The sequence below is a fragment of the Nitrococcus sp. genome (assembly GCF_059432795.1).
Genome location: NZ_JBXWZQ010000143.1, coordinates 1 through 19,186 on the forward strand (window position 1 = coordinate 1; position 19,186 = coordinate 19,186).

Genomic DNA, 19,186 nt, shown 5'->3' on the forward strand with positions numbered 1-19,186 from the left:
TACCGGATATCTCGCTGGGAGTCGGTTCAGGCTCACACGCGGTTCAGACCGCTGAGATCATGCGCCGCTTCGAGCCTATCGTGGATGAGCTCGCCCCGTGCGCCGTGTTGGTGGTCGGCGACGTCAAGTCCACAGTGGCGTGCGCTCTGGTGGCCGCGAAGAAAGGGGTCCCCGTCTTTCTCGTCGAAGCGGGCCTGCGCAGCGTCGATCGAACGTTGCCAGAGGAGATCAACCGGGTCCTCACGGATCAGCTCGCGGAACTCCTGTTTACGACCGAGGCCGCAGCTGCCGAAAACCTCGCGCGGGAGGGTATTCCCGCAGAGCGCGTGCGTTTCGTCGGCAACGTCATGATCGATTCGGTCCTGCGCCATCTTCCCCGAGCGGTTCCGGCGGCGCAAACCCTCGGCCAGGGCGGATGCCCGGAAGCTTATGCGCTTGTGACTTTGCACCGCCCCTCCAACGTCGATGACCCGGAGAAACTGACTCGTCTCCTCCAAACGCTTGCCAAGGTCGCCGAGGAGCTGCCCCTCATATTTCCGGTTCACCCCCGCACGCGGGCAAGAATCGAGGCAGCCGGAGAGCAGGCCTGGTTCGCGCATCCGAACGTGTATGCGTTGCGGCCGCTCGATTACCTGGCCATGCTGGGGTTGTTACGTGAGGCGACGTGCGTGTTGACGGACTCAGGCGGCCTCCAGGAGGAGACAACCGCGCTGGGCATACCTTGCCTGACGCTGCGCGAGAACACGGAGCGTCCGATCACCGTGGATCAGGGCACCAATACGGTGGTTGGCTCGGATCCGAGCCGAATAATGCCAAACGTGCGCGAGATACTTATCTCCGGCGGCAAGTCGGGGCGGATTCCGGAGCTCTGGGATGGCCGAGCCGCCGAGCGCATTGCCGCGGAGGTGGCGCTTTGGCAGGAGAAGCGGCGGAGAAATGCGTAATACGGACATGAACGCCGCAGCGCAATCCGGCGGGGAGCGCAAAGCGTGCGAGGGGCTGCGCAACGCCTTGACAGTGGATGTCGAAGACTATTTCCAAGTCTCGGCTTTTGCCGCCACCGTTAGCCGCGCGAGCTGGGATACGTGGCCAACGCGCATCGAACGCAATATGGATATCCTGCTCGAACTCTTCGCCGACCATGAGGTCCGAGCGACCTTTTTTACCTTGGGTTGGATCGCGGAGCGCTATCCGGACTTGGTACGCCGCATGGTGGCCGGCGGACATGAACTGGCGAGCCACGGCTATGATCACCGACGGGTAACGGAGCTCAATGCCGACGCTTTTCGTCAAGATCTTGCCCGTGCCAAGGGCATCCTTGAGGATCGCGGTGGCGTTCGTGTGATCGGCTATCGTGCCCCCAGCTTTTCCATCGACGAGCGTACACCTTGGGCCATGGACTGTCTGCTCGAGACAGGTCACCGCTACAGTTCCAGCCTCTATCCCATCGTGCACGACCATTACGGTTCGCCCCAGGCGCCGCGCTCGCCGTTCAAGCCGCGGCCGGGCCGGGATTTTTTGGAGCTGCCGATGGCAACGGTGCGCTTTGCGGGACGGAATTGGCCGGCTGCCGGCGGTGGCTACTTCCGCTTGCTGCCGTACCGGCTCAGTTGTTGGTCACTGCGACGGATAAACCGTCACGACGGACAGCCGTTCATTTTCTACATGCACCCCTGGGAGATCGATCCGCGGCAGCCGCGCCCGCCCAGGATCAGCATGAAGACGCGCTTTCGTCATTACCTAAACCTGCAGCGGATGCAATTGCGTTTGCAGCGCCTGCTGCAGGATTTTCATTGGGATCGTATTGACCGGATTTTCCTGGAGAGCTGATTATGCGCGTAATAGCGGTGGATCGTACGGAGTCGACCACCGTGCGGGTTACCGAGCTGACACCGAGCGAGGTCGGTCGCTGGGATGCCTTCGTCGAGGCCTGTCCGGACGCTACTTTCTTTCATCGGGCGGGCTGGAAGGAGGTCATAGGTCGAGCCTTCGGTCATCCAACCTATTTCCTCATGGCCGCAAATGACGAGTCGGTCGAGGGGATCCTGCCTTTGGCACGGATCCGCAGCCGCCTGTTCGGAGACGCCCTGATTTCGTTGCCATTCGGGGTGTATGGGGGCATAGCCGCGACCACGGAGCAGGCGTCGAAAGCTTTGGACCAGGCGGCACAGGCGTTGGCCGAGCGGCTTGGCGTGGGGCACCTGGAGTATCGCCATCGCAGCAAGCCCGTCCATCCGAGCTGGCCGAGAAAGGATCTCTACGTCACCTTCCGCGGCGCGATCGCCGCCGATTCGCAGGCAAACATGCAGGCCATTCCCCGCAAGCAGCGGGCGATGGTCCGCAAAGGCATTCGCGCGGGCCTGCAGAGCCGCTTCGATGACGACAACGAACGTTTCTTTCGTGCCTATTCTTACAGCGTGCATCAGCTGGGCACACCGGTATTCGCCCGGCGTTATTTCGATTTGTTGCGCGAGGTCTTCGGGCGTGATTGCGATGTGCTCACCGTGACCCAATGTGGGCGACTCGTGGCCAGTGTGCTGTCGTTCTATTTCCGCGACGAGGTGCTGCCTTATTACGGCGGCGGTACGGCCGCCGCGCGGGAGTGTGCCGGCAACGATTTTATGTACTGGCAGCTCATGGAGAGTGCGCGGGAACGGGGGTATCGTCTATTTGACTTCGGCCGCAGCAAACGCGGCGCCGGCTCCTATCATTTCAAGAAACACTGGGGGTTCGAACCCCAGGCATTGCATTACGAATGCAAGCTCGTTAGTGGCACGGCCTTGCCGGATAACAGCCCGAGGAACCCGAAGTATCGGTTGTTCATAGCTCTTTGGCGGCGCCTGCCGCTGCCCGTCGTCAATGCCCTCGGGCCGCACATCGTTCGCAGCCTTGGGTAGGCCCATGGAGGACCTGCTTTTCCTCAGTCACCGCATCCCCTATCCCCCCAACAAAGGGGAGAAGATCCGTGCGTATCATTGGTTGCGGGTTTTGTCACGGCACTGGCGTATTCACTTGGGTACATTCATCGATGATCCGGACGATCTCGAGGGTCTCAAAGCTCTGCAGGATTTATGCGCGGAAATCAAAGTCGTGCGGCTGCGCCCCAACCCCGCCAGGATACGCGCGCTGGCCGCGCTTATGGACGCTTCGCGCTCGCTGAGCGTCGCTTACTATCACAGCCCGGCGTTGCAGCGCTGGGTGCGGACGAAGCTTTCCACCGGCATCCGCCATGTGCTCGTGTATTCCTCGGCGATGGCGCAATACACGCCCGCTGCGCGGCAGGCCAGGGGCCTACGGAAAAGCGCGGAAGCACCGGAGCCGTCCCCCCGTTCGCTGATTGCACTTGCGGACTATGTGGATGTGGATTCCGAGAAATGGCGCCAATACGGGGTGGCCGGCGGTCCCCTGGGTTGGCTCTATCGTCTGGAGGCGCGCCGTCTTGCGCGCTTTGAACGCGAGGCGGCCGGCAGATTCGACAAAGTGCTGTTCGTCTCCCAGCCGGAGAGCGAGTGCTTCCTGCGGATAGCCCCCGAGCGAGCGGCGATAACGACTTGGCTGAGTAACGGCGTGGATACCGGGTTTTTCGCTCCCGAGAGGACGTATGCCGATCCGTATCCCGCCGGCGCTCCAGTGGTGGTATTCACCGGCGCGATGGACTATCGACCCAATGTCGAGGCGGTTTCCTGGTTCGCCCGTCACGTCCTGCCGCGGGTACGGGCAAGCGTCAGTGGGACGCTGTTCTACATCGTCGGCGGGCGGCCGGCGTCGAAGGTGCAGGCACTCGCACGCCTCGCCGGCGTCGAGGTCACGGGACGCGTCGCCGATGTGCGGCCGTACCTCGCCCACGCCACGCTCGCCGTGGCGCCATTGGGAATTGCGCGTGGCGTACAGAACAAAATTCTGGAAGCCATGGCCATGCGCCGGCCCGTGGTTTGTACCAGCGCCGCGCTGGCTGGGCTCGATGCCGAGGTGGGGCGTGAGATTGCCGTGGCGGACGGGGAAATGGACTTCGCTGAGGCGGTGGTCGATCTACTGACCGCTCCGGCAGCGGCGAGAGCGATGGGTGTAGCAGCGCGGCGTCGGGTCGAAGCGGATTACTCGTGGGAGTCTTCCGCAATACGGCTGCTCGAGCTGTTGAGCCCGCCGCAGCCACCGACGGCGGCCGGCGCTTGCTCGGACACGACCCCACATCCTGTGGTTCTCCGCGGGGACAACATCTCATGAGCGTCCAATTGGAACGCTCATCCGGGCTGCAGGGCCATAGAGTGCATGCATCGCCTGCGCGCCGCGTCTGGTTGGCCAATTTGCTCGGCGTCGTTGTGCTGGTGCTTTTCATCGCGGGGCTGTTTCATCAGACGCTTTGGTCCATGGTCGACAAATGGGCGACCTCCGAGACATATGCCCATGGGTTTTTCATCGTGCCGATCAGCCTCTGGCTAATCTGGCGTCGGCGCGCGGTGCTCTGCGAGATCGTGCCGCGCGCGGACGCCTGGGCGCTGCCTGTCATGGTGGGGCTTGGTTTCGTCTGGGTATTGGGGGAGTTCGCAACCGTGGAGCTCGTCCAGCAATACGCGGTCGTGGCCATGTTGATCACGAGCGTTTGGCTGGTTGTCGGGCCCCGTTTCGTGCGGGAGTGCGGCTTTCCGCTGTTCTTTTTGCTTTTGGCCGTACCATTTGGCTATTTCTTGGTGCCATCGCTCATGCAGTTCACCGCTGACTGCGCGATCGCCTTGGTGCGGCTGAGCGGTGTTCCCGTTTTTCGTGAGGGCCTCACTTTTACTTTGCCGACGGGGACGTGGTCGGTTGTTGAAGCGTGTAGTGGCCTACGCTACTTAATCGCTTCTTTCACACTCGGCTGCCTTTACGCCTATTTAACCTATCGCAGTTGGGGGCGCCGAGCGCTGTTTGTCCTGGCCTCGATCGCGGTCCCGATCATCGCCAATGGCCTGCGCGCCTATCTTATCGTAATGATCGGGCATCTCAGCAGCATGCAGCTTGCCACCGGTATCGACCATATTATTTATGGCTGGGTTTTTTTCGGGCTGGTGATGATGATCTTATTTTGGATTGGCGGCTTTTGGCGGGAGGAGGCTGCAGCTACAAAGGCGCATCCGGATCGAGTCGGTGAAATCCGCCGACATCCGGTGGGTGCCGCCAGAGGCGAGGGCAACCTGGCTAGGGTCCGAATGGTGATGTTGATCACCATAGGTGCCACCCTGCTGGCAGCGGCGCCATTCTATGTCGCTCATGTGGAAGCCAGGCAGGCTAAGGCCATAGGTGCCCAGCTGGCGCTTCCCATCGAGCTGCCGGGGTGGCGCAGGGCAGCGGAACCCTACGTCCGCTGGGCACCGCATTATCCGCACGTCACGGTCGCGCGGAGTCAAACCTATGTGGGCTCGGGAGGCCCCTTCGGCCTGTATATCGGTCTTTACCATGATCAGCATGAAGGCGCCGAGCTTATCGCCTGGGAGAACGGAATCGTTCTCCCAGGGGGTGCTTGGTACCGTTTGAACGAGTGGCGCCGCTTGATCGAACTGCCGGATGGCCGGAGGTTGGCGGTGCGTGTGGCCCGGATTACCAACAACGAGCGTTATCTGGATGTTTGGCACTGGTACTGGGTTGCCGGGCAGTTCACCGCGAGCGAGCTTGTGGTCAAGGCATTGACGCTCAAAGAACGTCTCATGGCTCGCTCCGATGCGGCGGCACTGATCGCGGTGTATGTCCCGGTGGACCAAAGTGAGCCTGATCCCCAACAAAAAATGCTTACCTTCGTCCGGAAAGCACTACCCGAGATTGAACAAACCCTGACTGCGGCTGTGGGGGGATGAGTTGAATACGCCGCCGCCGCGGAGCCGGAGCCGACGCCCCTTGATCGTGCATGTCGTGCATCGCCTGGACATCGGGGGTTTAGAAAACGGTGTCGTCAATCTGATCAATCGGCTCCCAGCCGCAGCCTTTGACCATTGCGTGCTGTCTTTGACCGAGGTTACGGAATTTCGGCAGCGCATCGAGCGGCCGGATGTTGAGTGCATTGCGCTGCACAAAAAACCGCGCAAAGACCCGATGCTCTATCTGAAGCTATGGCGCGCCTTTAGGATCTTGCGGCCGGCCATCGTTCACACCCGCAATTTGGCGACGCTGGAGGCGCAGTTGCCGGCGCTGCTCGCCGGTGTACCCATCAGGGTACACGGGGAGCATGGCTGGGAAGTCGACGATGTGGTGGCGCGCAGCCGTAAGAATCAGCGGTTGCGTCGAGCAATGCGCCCGTTGATACATCACTACGTCGCTGTATCCCAGCACATCAGTGAGTATTTGCAGCAGCAGATCGGCGTTTCCCCGAAACATATCAGCCAGATATATAACGGCGTGGATACGGCGCGTTTTCAATCCGAACCGCATCGAACCTGGGTAACCGAGCGCTTCGGTTTTGCCGACGCCTTCGTGATCGGTACCGTTGAGCGCCTGCAAGCGGTCAAAGATCCCTTGAATCTCGCTCGGGCGTTTTTGCAGCTGCTGCGCAGTCAGCCGTCTCTGGGCGAGCGTGTCCGGTTGGTCGTGGTTGGCGCCGGCCCCTTGCAGGAAGCCCTGGAGAGCCTCCTGCAAGAAGGCGGTGTTCGCCAGCTGTGCTGGCTCGCAGGCAACCGCGACGATATACCGGCGCTGTTGCGCGGCTTCGATCTTTTTGTATTGCCGTCGCGGGCGGAGGGGATTTCCAACACCGTCCTGGAAGCCATGGCCAGCGGCCTGCCGGTTGTGGCGACGGCGGTTGGCGGCAACCCGGAGTTGGTAGAGGACGGGGTCACGGGTCGTCTGGTGCTGGCCGCAGACCCGTCTGCCCTGGCGGATGCGATGGGTGCCTATCTCAATAGCCCAATTTTGGCCAGAGGTCACGGGCTGGCCGGACGCCGCCGCGCCGAGGAGCTTTTCGGCCTCGAGACCATGGTTGGTGCTTACGCGGAACTTTACACAGCGCTTCTGGAGCGTCGTGGAATTAATTGCGCACAGACCCGGGCGGCCGCAACGAGTTCACCGAGTCCGAGATGATTTCCTACGCCAACGGCGTTCATTAAAAGAGTGAGAGCAGTGCAGTGTGCGGCATCGTCGGAATTTTCCACTATGCAAACGCGGGTTCGGTTGACCGGGATCTGCTGCATCGGATGAACGAATCTCTTTACCACCGTGGCCCGGACGACGGTGGCCTCTACGTCGAGCCGCGACTGGGGCTCGGGCATCGGCGACTATCCATAATCGATCTCTCCGGCGGACACCAGCCGTTGTTCAACGAAGACGGTTCAGTCGCCGTAGTCTTCAACGGCGAGATCTACAATTACAAGGAACTGGTCTCCGAGTTGGCCGCGCGGGGGCATTGTTTCCGCACGCGTACCGACACCGAGGTGATTGTCCATGGTTGGGAAGAGTGGGGTGAAGCCTGCGTAGAACGTTTCCGCGGCATGTTCGCTTTCGCGGTGTGGGATAGCAGCCGCCGCACGCTCTTGCTCGCTCGCGACCGGATCGGTATCAAACCACTTTATTATGCCGTGTTGCCAGATGGGCGCCTGCTGTTCGGCTCGGAGCTCAAGGCGCTGCTCGTGCACCCGGCTCTGCCGCGAACGATCCTCCCCGAGGCGGTGGAGGAGTATCTTGCCTACGGTTATATACCGGAACCTCGAACCCTGTATCGCCACGCATTCAAACTCCCCCCAGGACATACGCTCACGGTCAGGGCCGACTCTCCGGTGCGTGAGCCGTGCCGGTACTGGGATCTGGAGTTTGGTGATTGCCACGCTACGGGGGAGGTTGCAGCAGAGAGTGAGCTGCGGGAGCGTCTGCGCGAGGCAGTTCACAGTCATCTGGTCTCTGACGTCCCGGTCGGTGCCTTTCTCTCCGGCGGGGTGGATTCCAGCGCGGTGGTGGCGATGATGGCAGGGGCGAGTGAGCGCCCGATACACACCGCATCGATCTCGTTCGGCGAGGCGGAATTCGACGAGTCCCACTATGCCGCCGAGATCGCCCGGCGCTACGGTACGGATCATCGGGTTCGGCAGGTCGACCCGCATGATTTCAGCTTGGTCGAGCGCCTGGCTGGGCTCTACGACGAGCCCTTCGCGGACAGTTCGGCCATGCCTACCTACCGAGTCTGCGAGCTCGCCCGCCAGGGAGTCAAAGTCGTGCTCTCCGGTGACGGTGGCGATGAGACCTTTGCCGGTTACCGCCGCTATCTTTGGTACCTGCGCGAGGAGCGGGTACGCAGAATGTTGCCTTTGAGTCTACGGCGCTCGCTGTTCGGGGTGTTGGGTCGCCTTTATCCTAAACTCGACTGGGCGCCGCGCGCGCTGCGTGCCAAGGCTACGTTGCAGGCTCTGGCGCAGGATCCGGTTGAGGGGTATTTTCATAGCGTTTCTATAGTTAATGCGGCTCAGTCACGCTTGCTTTTCAGCCATGAGTTCCGCCAGGCCCTGGGCGGTTATCAAGCCATCGAGGTGTTGCGCCGGCATGCTCGCCACGCACCGATTCACCCCTTGTCCCGGGTTCAATACCTCGATTTCAAGACCTATTTACCCGGCGATATCTTGACCAAGGTGGACCGTGCCAGTATGGCGCATGCGCTGGAGGTGCGGGTGCCGATCCTCGACCATGAGTTCGTGGAGTGGGCTGCCGGCCTGCCCCCGCAGCTCAAGCTCCAGCGGGGCGAGGGCAAATATTTGTTCAAAAAATCCCTTCAGTCGCTGCTCTCAAACGACATACTCTACCGCCGCAAGATGGGCTTTGCGGTGCCCTTGGCCGCCTGGTTCCGTGGACCGTTGCGCGAGAGGGCACGCGAGGCGTTGCTTGGAGAGCGGCTCGCGGATACGGGTTGGTTCAACCACCGCTATCTGGAGCATATCGTCACCGAGCATACGGCGGGGCGGCGGGACTACAGCGCGCTTATGTGGACACTGTTGATGCTTGAACAGTCATGCCGCAACGACGAACAACCCACGGTACCGGTTAGGAGTCATGCTCACGCGCTGCTAGGAGAGCACGGATGACATTGTGCGTGCTGCACGTCCTGGATCATTCCGTACCATTGCACAGCGGCTACAGTTTTCGTACCCGGGCCATTCTCGAACAGCAAGGGGCCCTGGGGTGGATTACGCGGCACCTCACCAGTCCAAAGCATTACGGCACCGATGCCGTCGAGGAGGAAATCGACGGTCTGCATTTCTACCGCTGCAAGCCGTTGCCGCCGTGGCAGGCACGGGTGCCGGCGCTCAATCAGCTGGCGGTGGTGCATCGTCTGGAGCAGCGTCTGATACAGGTGATTGCCAAGGTCCAGCCGGATCTCATCCATGCCCACTCTCCGGCGCTCAACGGCCTGGCCGCCTTGCGCGCCGCCCGCCGGTGGCGGCTGCCTGTGGTCTACGAAGTGCGTGCTCTTTGGGAGGACGCCGCCGTTGACCATGGCACTACCCGGGCGGGCAGCATCCGCTACCGTCTTACCAGCGCGTTGGAGACATATGTATTGCGACGCGCCAACGCGGTTACCTGCATTTGTGAAGGGCTGCGCAGAAACATCGCCGCCCGGGGCATTTCCGCCGAACGCATTACGGTCGTTCCCAACGCGGTGGATCCGGCACGCTTTCGCTTCGACTTGCCGCGTGATGAGGCGTTGGCAAGCGAGCTCGGACTGCACGGCGAATCTATAGTGTTGGGGTTCATCGGCTCGTTCTACGGCTACGAAGGTCTGGAGCTTGCGGTGCGGGCACTTGGCGCCATTCGCCGGCGGCATCCACGCGTGCGTTTGCTATTGGTCGGCGGCGGCCCTCAGGAGCAGTGGCTGCGCGCGCTGGTCAGCGAGCTCAATCTCGCAGAGGCGGTCTTGTTTGCCGGCCGCGTTGCCCATGATCAGGTGGCCCGCTACTACAGTTTGGTGGATGTGTTTCTCTATCCGCGTCTGCCGATCCGCCTCACCGAAATTGTCACACCGCTGAAGCCGTTGGAGGCGATGGCTCAGGGACGGCTGGTCGTGGCTTCCGATGTCGGCGGGCATCGCGAGCTGATTCGGGACGGCGAGAATGGATTCCTGTTCCCGGCGGGTTCGGTCGATGGAGTGGTGGAGGGCGTGGATCGCTGTCTCGCAACGGCCGAACGGTGGCCCGAGATCCGGTCGATCGCCCGGCGGTTCGTCGAGACGGAGCGAAGCTGGACAGCCAGTGTCGGGCGTTACGCGGGAGTCTATCGGCCTTTGATGCGAAGTCCCCCAGGGCTGATGGACCATGTTTAGTGTTCGAAAGGCACTCTATCAGCGGCAAGGGAAAGCGGGTGTTGTCGTTCGTGGGGGCAACAAGGCTTCGGTAGACTGGCGGGTGCCGAGACTCGCAGTAATCGGGCCGATCGCGCCGCCGGCGGGCGGGATGGCGAACCAGACGCGGCAGCTCGTCGAGCTATGGCGCTCGGAGGGCCTATGCGTCGATCTGGTTCCGGTCAACCCCCCGTACCGGCCGGGCTGGGTCGGCGGCGTACAGGGGGTTCGGGCGTTGTTTCGCCTGCTGCTCTATATTCCAGCACTGTGGCGAGCCCTCGATCGAGTGGATGTAGTCCACATAATGGCTAATTCCGGCTGGTCATGGTTTTTGTTCGCTGCTCCGCCGCTTGTGCTCGGTCGCTTGAAAAAGGTGGCCTGTATCGTCAACTACCGTGGCGGTAGTGCTGAGCGGTTTCTGGAACGTTTCGGCTGGGCAGTGAAGCCCTTCATGAGATGTGCCGACGCGACCGTCGTGCCTTCAGGGTTTCTCGGGGAGATTTTTGTTCGATACGGCATAACGGTGCAGATCGTCCCTAACATTATCGACATGGAGCGCTTTCGCTGGCGGGAGCCACCCGCTGGTCAGCTCCTCAGTCCCCGGATCGTAGTTACCCGTCATTTGGAGCCTATCTATGACGTCGCCTCCGCGTTGCGTGCATTCCAGCTCGTGCGCCAGCATGTGCCCAGCGCGACGCTCACCATCGCCGGGACGGGCCCTGAGCTTGCGGCACTAGAGCGATTGGTTGCCGAATTGGGGATCGACAACGCCGTTACCTTTACGGGTTCACTGACTGTGGAGCGAATGGCGGAGCTCTACTACGGCGCGGATATCATGTTGAACACGAGCCGTGTAGACAACATGCCGAATTCCATACTCGAAGCGCTTGCCAGCGGCGTGCCGGTCGTCAGCACCAAGGTCGGCGGGATTGCCTATATGGTCCGCGATAAAGAGACGGCTCTGCTGATCGAGCCCGGTGATTTCGAGGCGGCAGCCGCCGCCATGCTCCGAGTATTGAATGATCGCCGCTTGGCCGTCGGCCTTGCCCAGGCAGGGCGGCAAGCCGTAGCTCAGTATAGCTGGCAGGCCGTGCGTCGGCAGTGGCTGTCGGTGTACCGACAAGTCTTGGGTTGGGAGGTATGACAGCCGCGCACGAAAGGCTGCGGGATCTTTGGCGCGCTACGGTTTCGAGCGCCATATTCCCGCTGCATGAGTGCTTGAAAGGGCACGCCACCGTCGCGTGGCGGCGCGATTTGGAGCGCAGCCAGTGGTGGTCTCCGGAAACGCTGAAAGCGCAGCGCGAACGCCGCCTGAGGGCGTTTCTGAGAAGCGTTCAACGCACCGTACCGTATTATCGCGCCCTTTTTAGGGAAATCGGGTTTCGGGCGGAGGAACTGCGCGACATTGACGACCTGCGCAAACTGCCGTTGCTGGACAAGCCGACGATACGGTCGAATTTGGATGCATTGAAGGCCGAGGGCTGTAAAAGGCTGGCCCCGTTCAACACCGGTGGCTCGTCCGGTGAGCCGCTGACCTTTTATTTAACGCGCGAGCGCCTCTCGCATGATGTCGCCGCCAAGTGGCGTGCCACACGTTGGTGGGACGTGGACATCGGTGATCCGGAGGTGGTGCTCTGGGGTTCGCCGATCGAGCTGGGTGCGCAGGATCGCCTCAAGGCAATTCGCGATCGATTGCTACGCTCCAAGCTCCTGCCGGCCTTCGCCATGTCCGAGTCCAACATGATGCGGTTTCTTCGGGAAATCCGCCGCATCCGCCCGCGCATGCTGTTCGGCTACCCTTCCGCTTTGGCGCTGCTGGCTACCGGGGCCGAGCGCCGGGGTATGGCCATGGACGATCTCGGTATCCGGGTCGCTTTTGTAACCGGTGAACGGCTTTATCCTGAGCAAAAAGAGCGTATCGAGGGTACTTTCGGCTGCCGCGTCGCTAACGGCTACGGAGGAAGGGATGCGGGATTCATCGCGCACGAGTGCCCGCAGGGCGGTATGCACCTGAGTGCCGAGGACATCGTGGTGGAGACTTTGGACGCGCGGGGTGCTCCGCTGCCTCCGGGCCACGCGGGGGAAATCGTGGTAACCCACATGGCCACGGGTGAATTTCCATTTATCCGTTACCGAACCGGTGATGTGGGGATTCTCGGTGTAGCCGATTGCCCTTGCGGCCGGGGGCTTCCCGTGCTGCGCGAGATTGACGGACGGACGACGGACTTCGTGGTCGCCGCTGACGGGACGATCATGCACGGACTCGCGCTTATCTATACCGTTCGCGCGTTGCCGGGAATTCACACGTTCAAGATCGTGCAGGAAAGCCGGGATTTGGTGCGGGTGTTGGTGGTCCCGGCCGGCGAGATGAGCCCGGCTATCACGGAAAAGATTCGTGCCGGTTTCCGAGCTCGGCTCGGATCTCAGGTGGATGTCAGGGTGGAGCGCGTCGAGGCGATTCCACCGGAGCGGTCTGGAAAATACCGCTATGTCGTCAGTCATATCGCTACGGCCGTGGCTGGGTAGACGAGCAAATGCAGAAGCTATCGATCCTTATCTATCACCGCGTGCTCGACGCCCCCGACCCATTGCAACCTGGTATCGTGGACCACACTGCTTTCGAACGGCAGATGTGGGGGATCTCCCGGTTTTTTCGCGTGCTACCGCTCACCGAGGCGGTAAATCGGCTGCATGATGGCACCTTGCCGCACCGGGCGGTCTGCGTCACCTTCGATGACGGCTATCGCGACAACGTCGATATAGCGTTGCCAATACTCCGCAAGCATGGCGTCCACGCCACCTTTTTCATTGCCACAGGCTTTCTTGACGGTAGCTGCATGTGGAACGACCGGGTCATCGAAACCGTTCGCAATCTAAACGGCGATAGTGTCGATTTAACGGGGTTTACGGGCAAGCGCTTCGATCTGCCGGTCGATCTTTGTGCCCGCGGCTCGGTTCTCCAGGCCATGCTGCGTGCGATCAAGCACTTGCCTTTCGAGCAGAGAGAGGCTGCTGTCACGTTTATCGAGGGGCATCTCGGCCGTACGGTAACCGGCCTGATGATGCAGGAGGTCGATGTACGTGCATTGATTCAGGCTGGAATGGACATCGGCGCTCATACCGTCAACCATCCCATTCTAAGTCGGTTGCCTGTGGCGGAGGCCCGACAGGAGATCGCGACGAGTAAGCAAACGCTGGAATCCATAACCGGGCGTCCGGTACATTTGTTTGCTTATCCGAACGGCAATCCGGGAGTTGATTATGGCGAAGCGCATGTTGCCATGGTGCGAGAGATCGGGTTCGAAGCCGCCGTAAGCACTGCCTGGGGCTGCGCCAGCATGGGTAGTGATCGGTATCAACTGCCGCGTTTCACACCCTGGGATCGATCGCTGCCGCGCTATCTGGCACGGCTGGCGTTGATGCGGCTGCGGTCTGCGGCGACGGCCGGCCGCTCGGCACCAGCGCAGACCTTCGACCCAAACGTCGGGGGGCACTGAAAGGTATAACTTTGATCCAGGAAAGGCATTATTATTTCGCGTCCGCCTTGGCGGGTTGCCATGCGTTCTTAGATTTAAGTTTGTTTTTCAGGCCCGGCAGGGGGTGGCCGAGCGCGTAGGCTTTATGTGCTGCGTCGTTTGCTTCCTTTAGGTGGCCTAACGCAACCAAGGCGAGGCCGAGGTTGTAGTGCGCCTCGGCCGAGCGTGGATCCCGCTTGATCGCTTTTTTGTATTCGGCCACGGCCTCCTCGGTTTTACCCAGGCGGTGCAGGTAGACACCGTAGATCAGGTACGTTTGGCCGTGCTGAGGGTAAGAATTAATGGCCTTTTCGAAGAAGGGCTTGGCCGCCATTTCGTTCCCCGGCCATTGCAGCGCAATTTCCATAGCCAACTTGAGTGCATCCGGGTTATTCGGAAAGTAAGCTAGCATGAACCGAGCATCAGCCATAGCATAAGCGTATCGGCCATGCTGCAATTTGTCTCGGCCAGGTTCGAGGTGATATTTCTCGACATTCGTTAACAAACCGCCTGGGGCATCGTGTCCATAGTAGTCATGACCCTTGGCGGCGCCGAGCACAGGCATCGCACCAAGCACCAAGGTCAACCAAAGGATAAATCGTATGCCCTGATTCGGCCACTGACGCGCCATAATTTTTTCCAAATTGAACTTTAACGAGTCTATGAGGATATAACAGAGCTAATGGGCTGGGAAGTTGGGCGAGTGTCCACATTTTCTTGACTTTCATGTGAGGCCGTTGGCTTTCGAGAGTGGTGAATTCGTCCTCTGCACTCTCCGGTGTGCGCCCGGTTGCCTAGAGAGAAGAGGTGAAGGCCATATACACATTTTCTGACATGGCGACTTCAATGCCTATAAAACAATGGGTTCCGCGCTCTGTAAAGCAGGCCGTCAAGCGCAGGATCAGCGACTGGCGGTTCAAGCGTGCCTTCACGGCGTTTCGTTGTGATCCACGGCGTGCGCTGTCCAATCGTGATCTGCTCGGCGAGCTACGGCGGGGATGGGGTAACGAAGGGTGGGCCGCAGACACGGAATACCTCGAGGCCGTATTGGAACGGGCACTTGCCCTGCGAGGACCGGTGCTGGAGTGCGGAAGCGGCTTATCGACTCTGCTCTTGGGTGCCATCGTCGAGCGCAATGGCGCGGAGCTATGGACGCTGGAACACCACTCGGGCTGGCACGACTGGGTAAGAAAGCAGCTGAATCGTTACGGTCTGCGCAGCACGCATTTGATCCTTGCTCCGCTCCAGGACTATGGCGAATTTTCCTGGTATTGCCCGCCGCTCGACGACATGCCGGGGGAATTCACGCTGGTCGTTTGCGACGGCCCGCCCGGCGATACACCAGGCGGGCGATATGGCCTGCTGCCCGTGATGCGGCAGCGCTTGGCCGCGGCCGCCGAAATCCTGCTGGACGATACCGCAAGGCTGGCCGAAGCCCAGATCGCAAGGCGCTGGGGGCAGGAAAGCAACGCCAGCGTTACCTTTCTCGGCCGTGACAATGGCTTCGCGTCCATCCAGCTGAACAGTTGAGATGATCGGCGAGCTGCATGTATCTCCATGGTTATCGGCGCGCGAAGCGCGCTTTAATGGCTTCGACTGCGGAGTGGCGTACTGCCAGGGCGATCCCCATGGGCGTCGGTCGGTAGCAGCGCAGAGTCCAGAGCATTTCCATGCCGGTCGCCCACATGCGCTTCTGCGGCGTATCCGGGCCGAGCAAGTCGAACCGGCGGATACCGGTTTCCTGAAACAACTCACGCAGAATAGCGAGCTGAAGCATCTGTCCCGGCGCATGGCGAGCGAATTCCGGATCGAATCCGATCTTGAGGCTGCGCAGCGCATCCCCGTCGACGATGCAAAGCTGGAAAGCCGCCGTACGCCCCTCGATTTGCCATAGATAGAGCCGCACCAGCCCCCGCGCGGCGAGTTTGGGGACGACCGCGGTGTAGAACGCCAACGCGGGCGCGTCCTCCCGGATGGCGCTGCCGGCCGCGCCTTTCCAACCGGAGGCCTCGACCTCCAGCGCGGTCGGGAAATAGCGCTCTACCGTCTCGGCAGTCCGGCATTCAGCAAGCTCGAAACCGATTTCGAAAGCCCGCCGTTGGCGGCGCCGCCATTCCTGGCGCGTCTTGCTGCTGCGACTGGCGAAATAGCCCTCCCAGTCGCCGTCACACGCAATGTAAGGTGCGATTTCGCACGGCACGCGCTGCAATATCAACCCGCCCCGGTCGTGCGCGGCGTGCTGCAGCAGCTCCGCCTCTTCAGCCAGAAACGGGAAAACCGCATAGGAGGTATGCAATTGACGCATCGCCGCCGCTACTGTTGTCAATGGCACGCCAGGGAGGTCGAAGCGCGGGGTATGGGCGTTGGCCGGCGCCTGTAGGGTCCGGACGGAGAGTGGCCCGAGCCGGGTAGCGGTCAGTGTATAGGGAAACGATGGGCCGTTTTCCCAGCGCCCGCCGCAAACGGGCGCAAACGCGGCCAGCCAGGCATCGAGCCATCCAGCTTCGGCGAAAACATTCGATGAGTTTGTTGGCCGATTCGACGCGCTCGTATCGGTTTTCGAGCCAGTTTGTCCAGTCCGCTTCTGCTGCACTTTCGCTACTCAAATCGTGCAAAGGTTGCCATTATAGGCGCTCAGCGGCATTTATACTGTCTGCAAGTTGAGTTGGCCGCAGGCGCGGGTACTTTTGTTTGCTTTAAAAAGGGCGTTGTTCAAGCCCGCCGTAGGGGGGCGAGGCGATATATTTTTAGGACACTTCGCCCGCTCGTCCGAACCATATCATTCCAATAACAAGGACAGCCCGTTGGCCGTAAACGCGTTGAGAGCACAGGTTCTGCAAGGGCTCGGTTGGGTCGGTGGAACCCGCCTTATCGGCCAGGTCATCACCTGGGCGACGACTATTCTCGTCATTCGCCTGCTCGAGCCGTCCGCTTACGGCTTGATGGGGATGGCGACCATTTTTACTCAGTTCCTAATGCTTCTCTCGGAGGCCGGGCTCAGACCGGCCGTCATTCAGGCGCGAGAGTTGGCAGCAGAGGATATCCGCAATGTGCAAGGAATGGTCCTTTTGATCAGTGCGGGCTTGGCCGCAGCGCTGTCACTAAGCGCACCGTTGATTGCGGGGTTTTTCGACGAGCCGCAGCTAACCGGCATCCTGTACGCCTTGTCCATGCAGTTCCTGCTCGTCGGCTTGTTCGTCGTGCCCGAGGCGTTGCTGGAACGCGGCATGAAGTATCGCGGCTGGTCGCTGGTGAATCTGGCCGCGCTTGTCACGGGTGGGTTCAGCACGTTGGGTTTCGCCTACGCCGGGCAGGGCGTGTGGTCGCTGGTTTGGGGCTCGCTCGCTAACTTAGTCACCCGTGCCATTGGCATCAATTTGATTGCACGCCAATCTTTGCGGCCCGGTTTTCAATTGCGGCGCATCGTTCCCCTCATCCGTTTCGGGGGCTATGTGACGACGTTCCGGCTGCTTTGGTTCTTCTATGAACAAGCGGATTTTCTGATAGTCGGCAAGGTGCTCGGCAAGGACGCGCTGGGGTTCTACAATGTCTCCTATCAGCTCGCCTCGATGCCCATGCAGCGTACCTTCGGGATTCTCAACCGGATAGCCTTGCCGGCTTTCTCGAGGGTACAGAAAGACCCTGAATTGGCGGCGCGGCACTACCTGAAGAGTGTTCGCTTGGTCAGCTTCATCGGCGTGCCGGTGTTATGGGGTATCGCCGCCGTGGCGCCCTTGGGCGTACCGCTGGTGCTCGGCGAGCAATGGCATGCGGCCATCCTGCCGCTGCAGATCATCGCTTTGATGATTCCTCTGCGAATGACCAACAATCTACTGTCACCCGCACTTTCAGGCTTCGGTCGTGTGGACATCGGGCTGCAAATCATGGTGCGCACGGCAGTCGTAATGCCCTGCGCATTTCTGATTGGAACCTACTGGGGCATCGTCGGCGTGAGCTTGGCGTGGGCTATTGTCTGGCCCGCCGTTTTTTTCATCAATCTGGGAGATTCCTTGCCGATTCTGCGCCTGCACCGGCGCGATCTTCTGCAGGCCATCAGCCGATCCTGGTTGGTGGGGTTCGGTATGCTGGCGGCAATTGCCGCCACTGCACTAATTCTGCCGGTAGTAATAAATCCGTGGCTTCGCCTGGCGTTGCTGATCCTGGTCGGCGCCTCGGTATACGTGGGTGCTTCCATGATGATAAACCGCAGCTCGCTGCTGGAACTGCTGGACCTCGTGAGGCGAAAGTAATAAAGAGGGTAGATTCGCTGCGGCTCGGTTTCGTCGGCGATATCAATCTCGGCGGCGCGCTCCGGCAAGGCATTGCCACCGAGGGAACCGCGTTTCCCTTCGCGCTAGTCCGTCCGGCCCTGATCGGACACGATCTTTTGTTCGGCAATCTGGAGTGTTGCGCGTTGCCGGAGGACGCCCTTGCCCGTGCTCCTTGTCCCGCCATGACGGCGGCGACCTCCCATTTGGCGGTGCTGACAGAGGCCGGCATCAGGGTGGTCAGCCTAGCCAACAACCACGTCATGGATGCCGGGGTCGAGGGCCTCAACGCCATGTTGACTCAACTGGCTTACCTGGGGATCTCGACCGTAGGGGCGGGAACCGAGGTGAACAGCGCTGTTCACCCACTGGTGACGACGGTCGGTGGTCGCCGTCTCGGCTTCATCGCCGCCTGCGATCATTCGCCGTCCTGGGCGCGGCGCGGACGGCCAGGCATTGCTCCGCTCGATTGGCGGAGACTGCGTGCGCAGGTGACGGCGCTGGCCGCGGAGACCGATCTGGTCATCGCCACCCTGCACGCCGATGTCGAGTTCTCTCCGGTTCCCTCGCCCTGGCGGGTCCGCGAGGCGCGCCGTCTGGTGGAGGCAGGGGCGCATCTGGTAATCCAGCATCACCCGCACGTCAGTCAGGGTGTCGAATATCATCAGAAAGGCCTGATTGCCTACTCGCTGGGGAATTTCGTCTTCGAGCTGGAAGGTAACAGCTATCAGCAACGTCATCCGCAAACCAAGGACAGTTTCATCCTTACGGTAGAGGCAGACTTCGGGCAAGGAGGGCAACCGGATCTCTCCTGGCAAGCGACACCGGTAACGATCGGAGCGGACCATCGACCGTCCCCTGTAGTGGACGCCGCCCAGCCAGAGCGTATCCGCGAACTCGAGAGACTCTGTGCGCTGTTGGGGGACACCAGACAATTACGGCGTGAGTGGAAGGGGCGCTGCTTGGCTGAGCTGTGGCGCACGCTATACGCTGTGTACTATACCGGGCGGCGGGGAAATCACCGAGCGGCGCTACGCGGATTGCTGGATGCGGTTCGCCGGCCGGAGGAACGGCGCTATCTGTGGGGCGCGCTTAGCGGCGGCCGTTTCTAGTGTGTACGA

General features: G+C 61.0%; 16 protein-coding genes. 14 read left to right on the forward strand and 2 right to left on the reverse strand.

Annotated features, from left to right (window positions below):
• From wecB to AC52Q4_RS10490, 11 genes are all read left to right on the forward strand, one after another.
• Positions 1-944, forward strand: a 944-nt coding sequence (gene wecB / locus AC52Q4_RS10440) for a non-hydrolyzing UDP-N-acetylglucosamine 2-epimerase (RefSeq protein WP_495536736.1), incomplete at its 5' end; no start/stop codon positions are given.
• A gap of 7 nt (positions 945-951) precedes the next feature.
• Entirely contained in the window at positions 952-1,830 is an 879-nt protein-coding gene (locus AC52Q4_RS10445; RefSeq protein WP_495536762.1) for an XrtA system polysaccharide deacetylase, read from the forward strand.
• A gap of 2 nt (positions 1,831-1,832) precedes the next feature.
• Positions 1,833-2,897: a FemAB family XrtA/PEP-CTERM system-associated protein gene (locus AC52Q4_RS10450; protein WP_495536737.1), complete on the forward strand. Its 1,065-nt coding sequence runs from the start codon at positions 1,833-1,835 to the stop codon at positions 2,895-2,897.
• Between the two features lie 4 nt (positions 2,898-2,901).
• Positions 2,902-4,224 carry a TIGR03087 family PEP-CTERM/XrtA system glycosyltransferase gene (locus tag AC52Q4_RS10455; protein ID WP_495536738.1) on the forward strand — a complete coding sequence of 441 codons (1,323 nt, stop codon included), beginning with the start codon at positions 2,902-2,904 and terminating at the stop codon, positions 4,222-4,224.
• Positions 4,221-5,828, forward strand: a complete 1,608-nt coding sequence (xrtA, locus tag AC52Q4_RS10460) for an exosortase A (protein WP_495536739.1) — start codon at positions 4,221-4,223, stop codon at positions 5,826-5,828. Before AC52Q4_RS10455 ends, xrtA begins: the two co-directional genes overlap by 4 nt.
• Positions 5,829-5,871: 43 nt before the next feature.
• Positions 5,872-7,044 (forward strand): TIGR03088 family PEP-CTERM/XrtA system glycosyltransferase, encoded by a 1,173-nt coding sequence (locus tag AC52Q4_RS10465; protein WP_495536763.1) that lies wholly within the window; start codon positions 5,872-5,874, stop codon positions 7,042-7,044.
• A 44-nt stretch (positions 7,045-7,088) separates the two neighbouring features.
• On the forward strand, positions 7,089-9,029 hold the full coding sequence (locus AC52Q4_RS10470) for an XrtA/PEP-CTERM system amidotransferase (protein ID WP_495536740.1): 1,941 nt from the start codon (positions 7,089-7,091) through the stop codon (positions 9,027-9,029).
• Positions 9,030-9,031: 2 nt separating this feature from the next.
• On the forward strand, positions 9,032-10,264 hold the full coding sequence (locus tag AC52Q4_RS10475) for a TIGR04063 family PEP-CTERM/XrtA system glycosyltransferase (RefSeq protein WP_495536764.1): 1,233 nt from the start codon (positions 9,032-9,034) through the stop codon (positions 10,262-10,264).
• Positions 10,265-10,394: 130 nt separating this feature from the next.
• Positions 10,395-11,426, forward strand: a complete 1,032-nt coding sequence (locus tag AC52Q4_RS10480; RefSeq protein WP_495536741.1) for a glycosyltransferase family 4 protein — start codon at positions 10,395-10,397, stop codon at positions 11,424-11,426.
• Entirely contained in the window at positions 11,423-12,808 is a 1,386-nt protein-coding gene (locus AC52Q4_RS10485) for a phenylacetate--CoA ligase family protein (RefSeq protein WP_495536742.1), read from the forward strand. The genes AC52Q4_RS10480 and AC52Q4_RS10485 overlap by 4 nt, the downstream gene beginning before the upstream one ends.
• Positions 12,809-12,816: 8 nt before the next feature.
• A complete protein-coding gene (locus tag AC52Q4_RS10490; RefSeq protein ID WP_495536743.1) occupies positions 12,817-13,779 on the forward strand; it encodes a polysaccharide deacetylase family protein in 963 nt (320 codons plus the stop codon).
• A gap of 31 nt (positions 13,780-13,810) precedes the next feature.
• Here the strand turns inward: AC52Q4_RS10490 and AC52Q4_RS10495 are convergent, their stop codons facing one another.
• A complete protein-coding gene (locus AC52Q4_RS10495) occupies positions 13,811-14,428 on the reverse strand; it encodes a tetratricopeptide repeat protein (protein WP_495536744.1) in 618 nt (205 codons plus the stop codon).
• Positions 14,429-14,643: 215 nt separating this feature from the next.
• Here AC52Q4_RS10495 and AC52Q4_RS10500 point away from each other — a divergent pair, with 215 nt between their 5' ends.
• Positions 14,644-15,327: a class I SAM-dependent methyltransferase gene (locus tag AC52Q4_RS10500; RefSeq protein ID WP_495536745.1), complete on the forward strand. Its 684-nt coding sequence runs from the start codon at positions 14,644-14,646 to the stop codon at positions 15,325-15,327.
• A 31-nt stretch (positions 15,328-15,358) separates the two neighbouring features.
• Here AC52Q4_RS10500 and AC52Q4_RS10505 read toward each other — a convergent pair whose 3' ends face one another.
• The gene (locus tag AC52Q4_RS10505) at positions 15,359-16,102 is read right to left on the reverse strand and encodes a GNAT family N-acetyltransferase (RefSeq protein ID WP_495536746.1); all 744 of its coding nucleotides are present in this window, start codon (positions 16,100-16,102) and stop codon (positions 15,359-15,361) included.
• Between the two features lie 514 nt (positions 16,103-16,616).
• Here AC52Q4_RS10505 and AC52Q4_RS10510 point away from each other — a divergent pair.
• Together AC52Q4_RS10510 and AC52Q4_RS10515 are read left to right on the forward strand one after the other, a co-directional pair.
• On the forward strand, positions 16,617-18,047 hold the full coding sequence (locus tag AC52Q4_RS10510) for a lipopolysaccharide biosynthesis protein (RefSeq protein WP_495536747.1): 1,431 nt from the start codon (positions 16,617-16,619) through the stop codon (positions 18,045-18,047).
• On the forward strand, positions 17,933-19,177 hold the full coding sequence (locus AC52Q4_RS10515) for a CapA family protein (protein ID WP_495536748.1): 1,245 nt from the start codon (positions 17,933-17,935) through the stop codon (positions 19,175-19,177). Before AC52Q4_RS10510 ends, AC52Q4_RS10515 begins: the two co-directional genes overlap by 115 nt.
• The last annotated feature ends 9 nt before the right edge of the window (positions 19,178-19,186 follow it).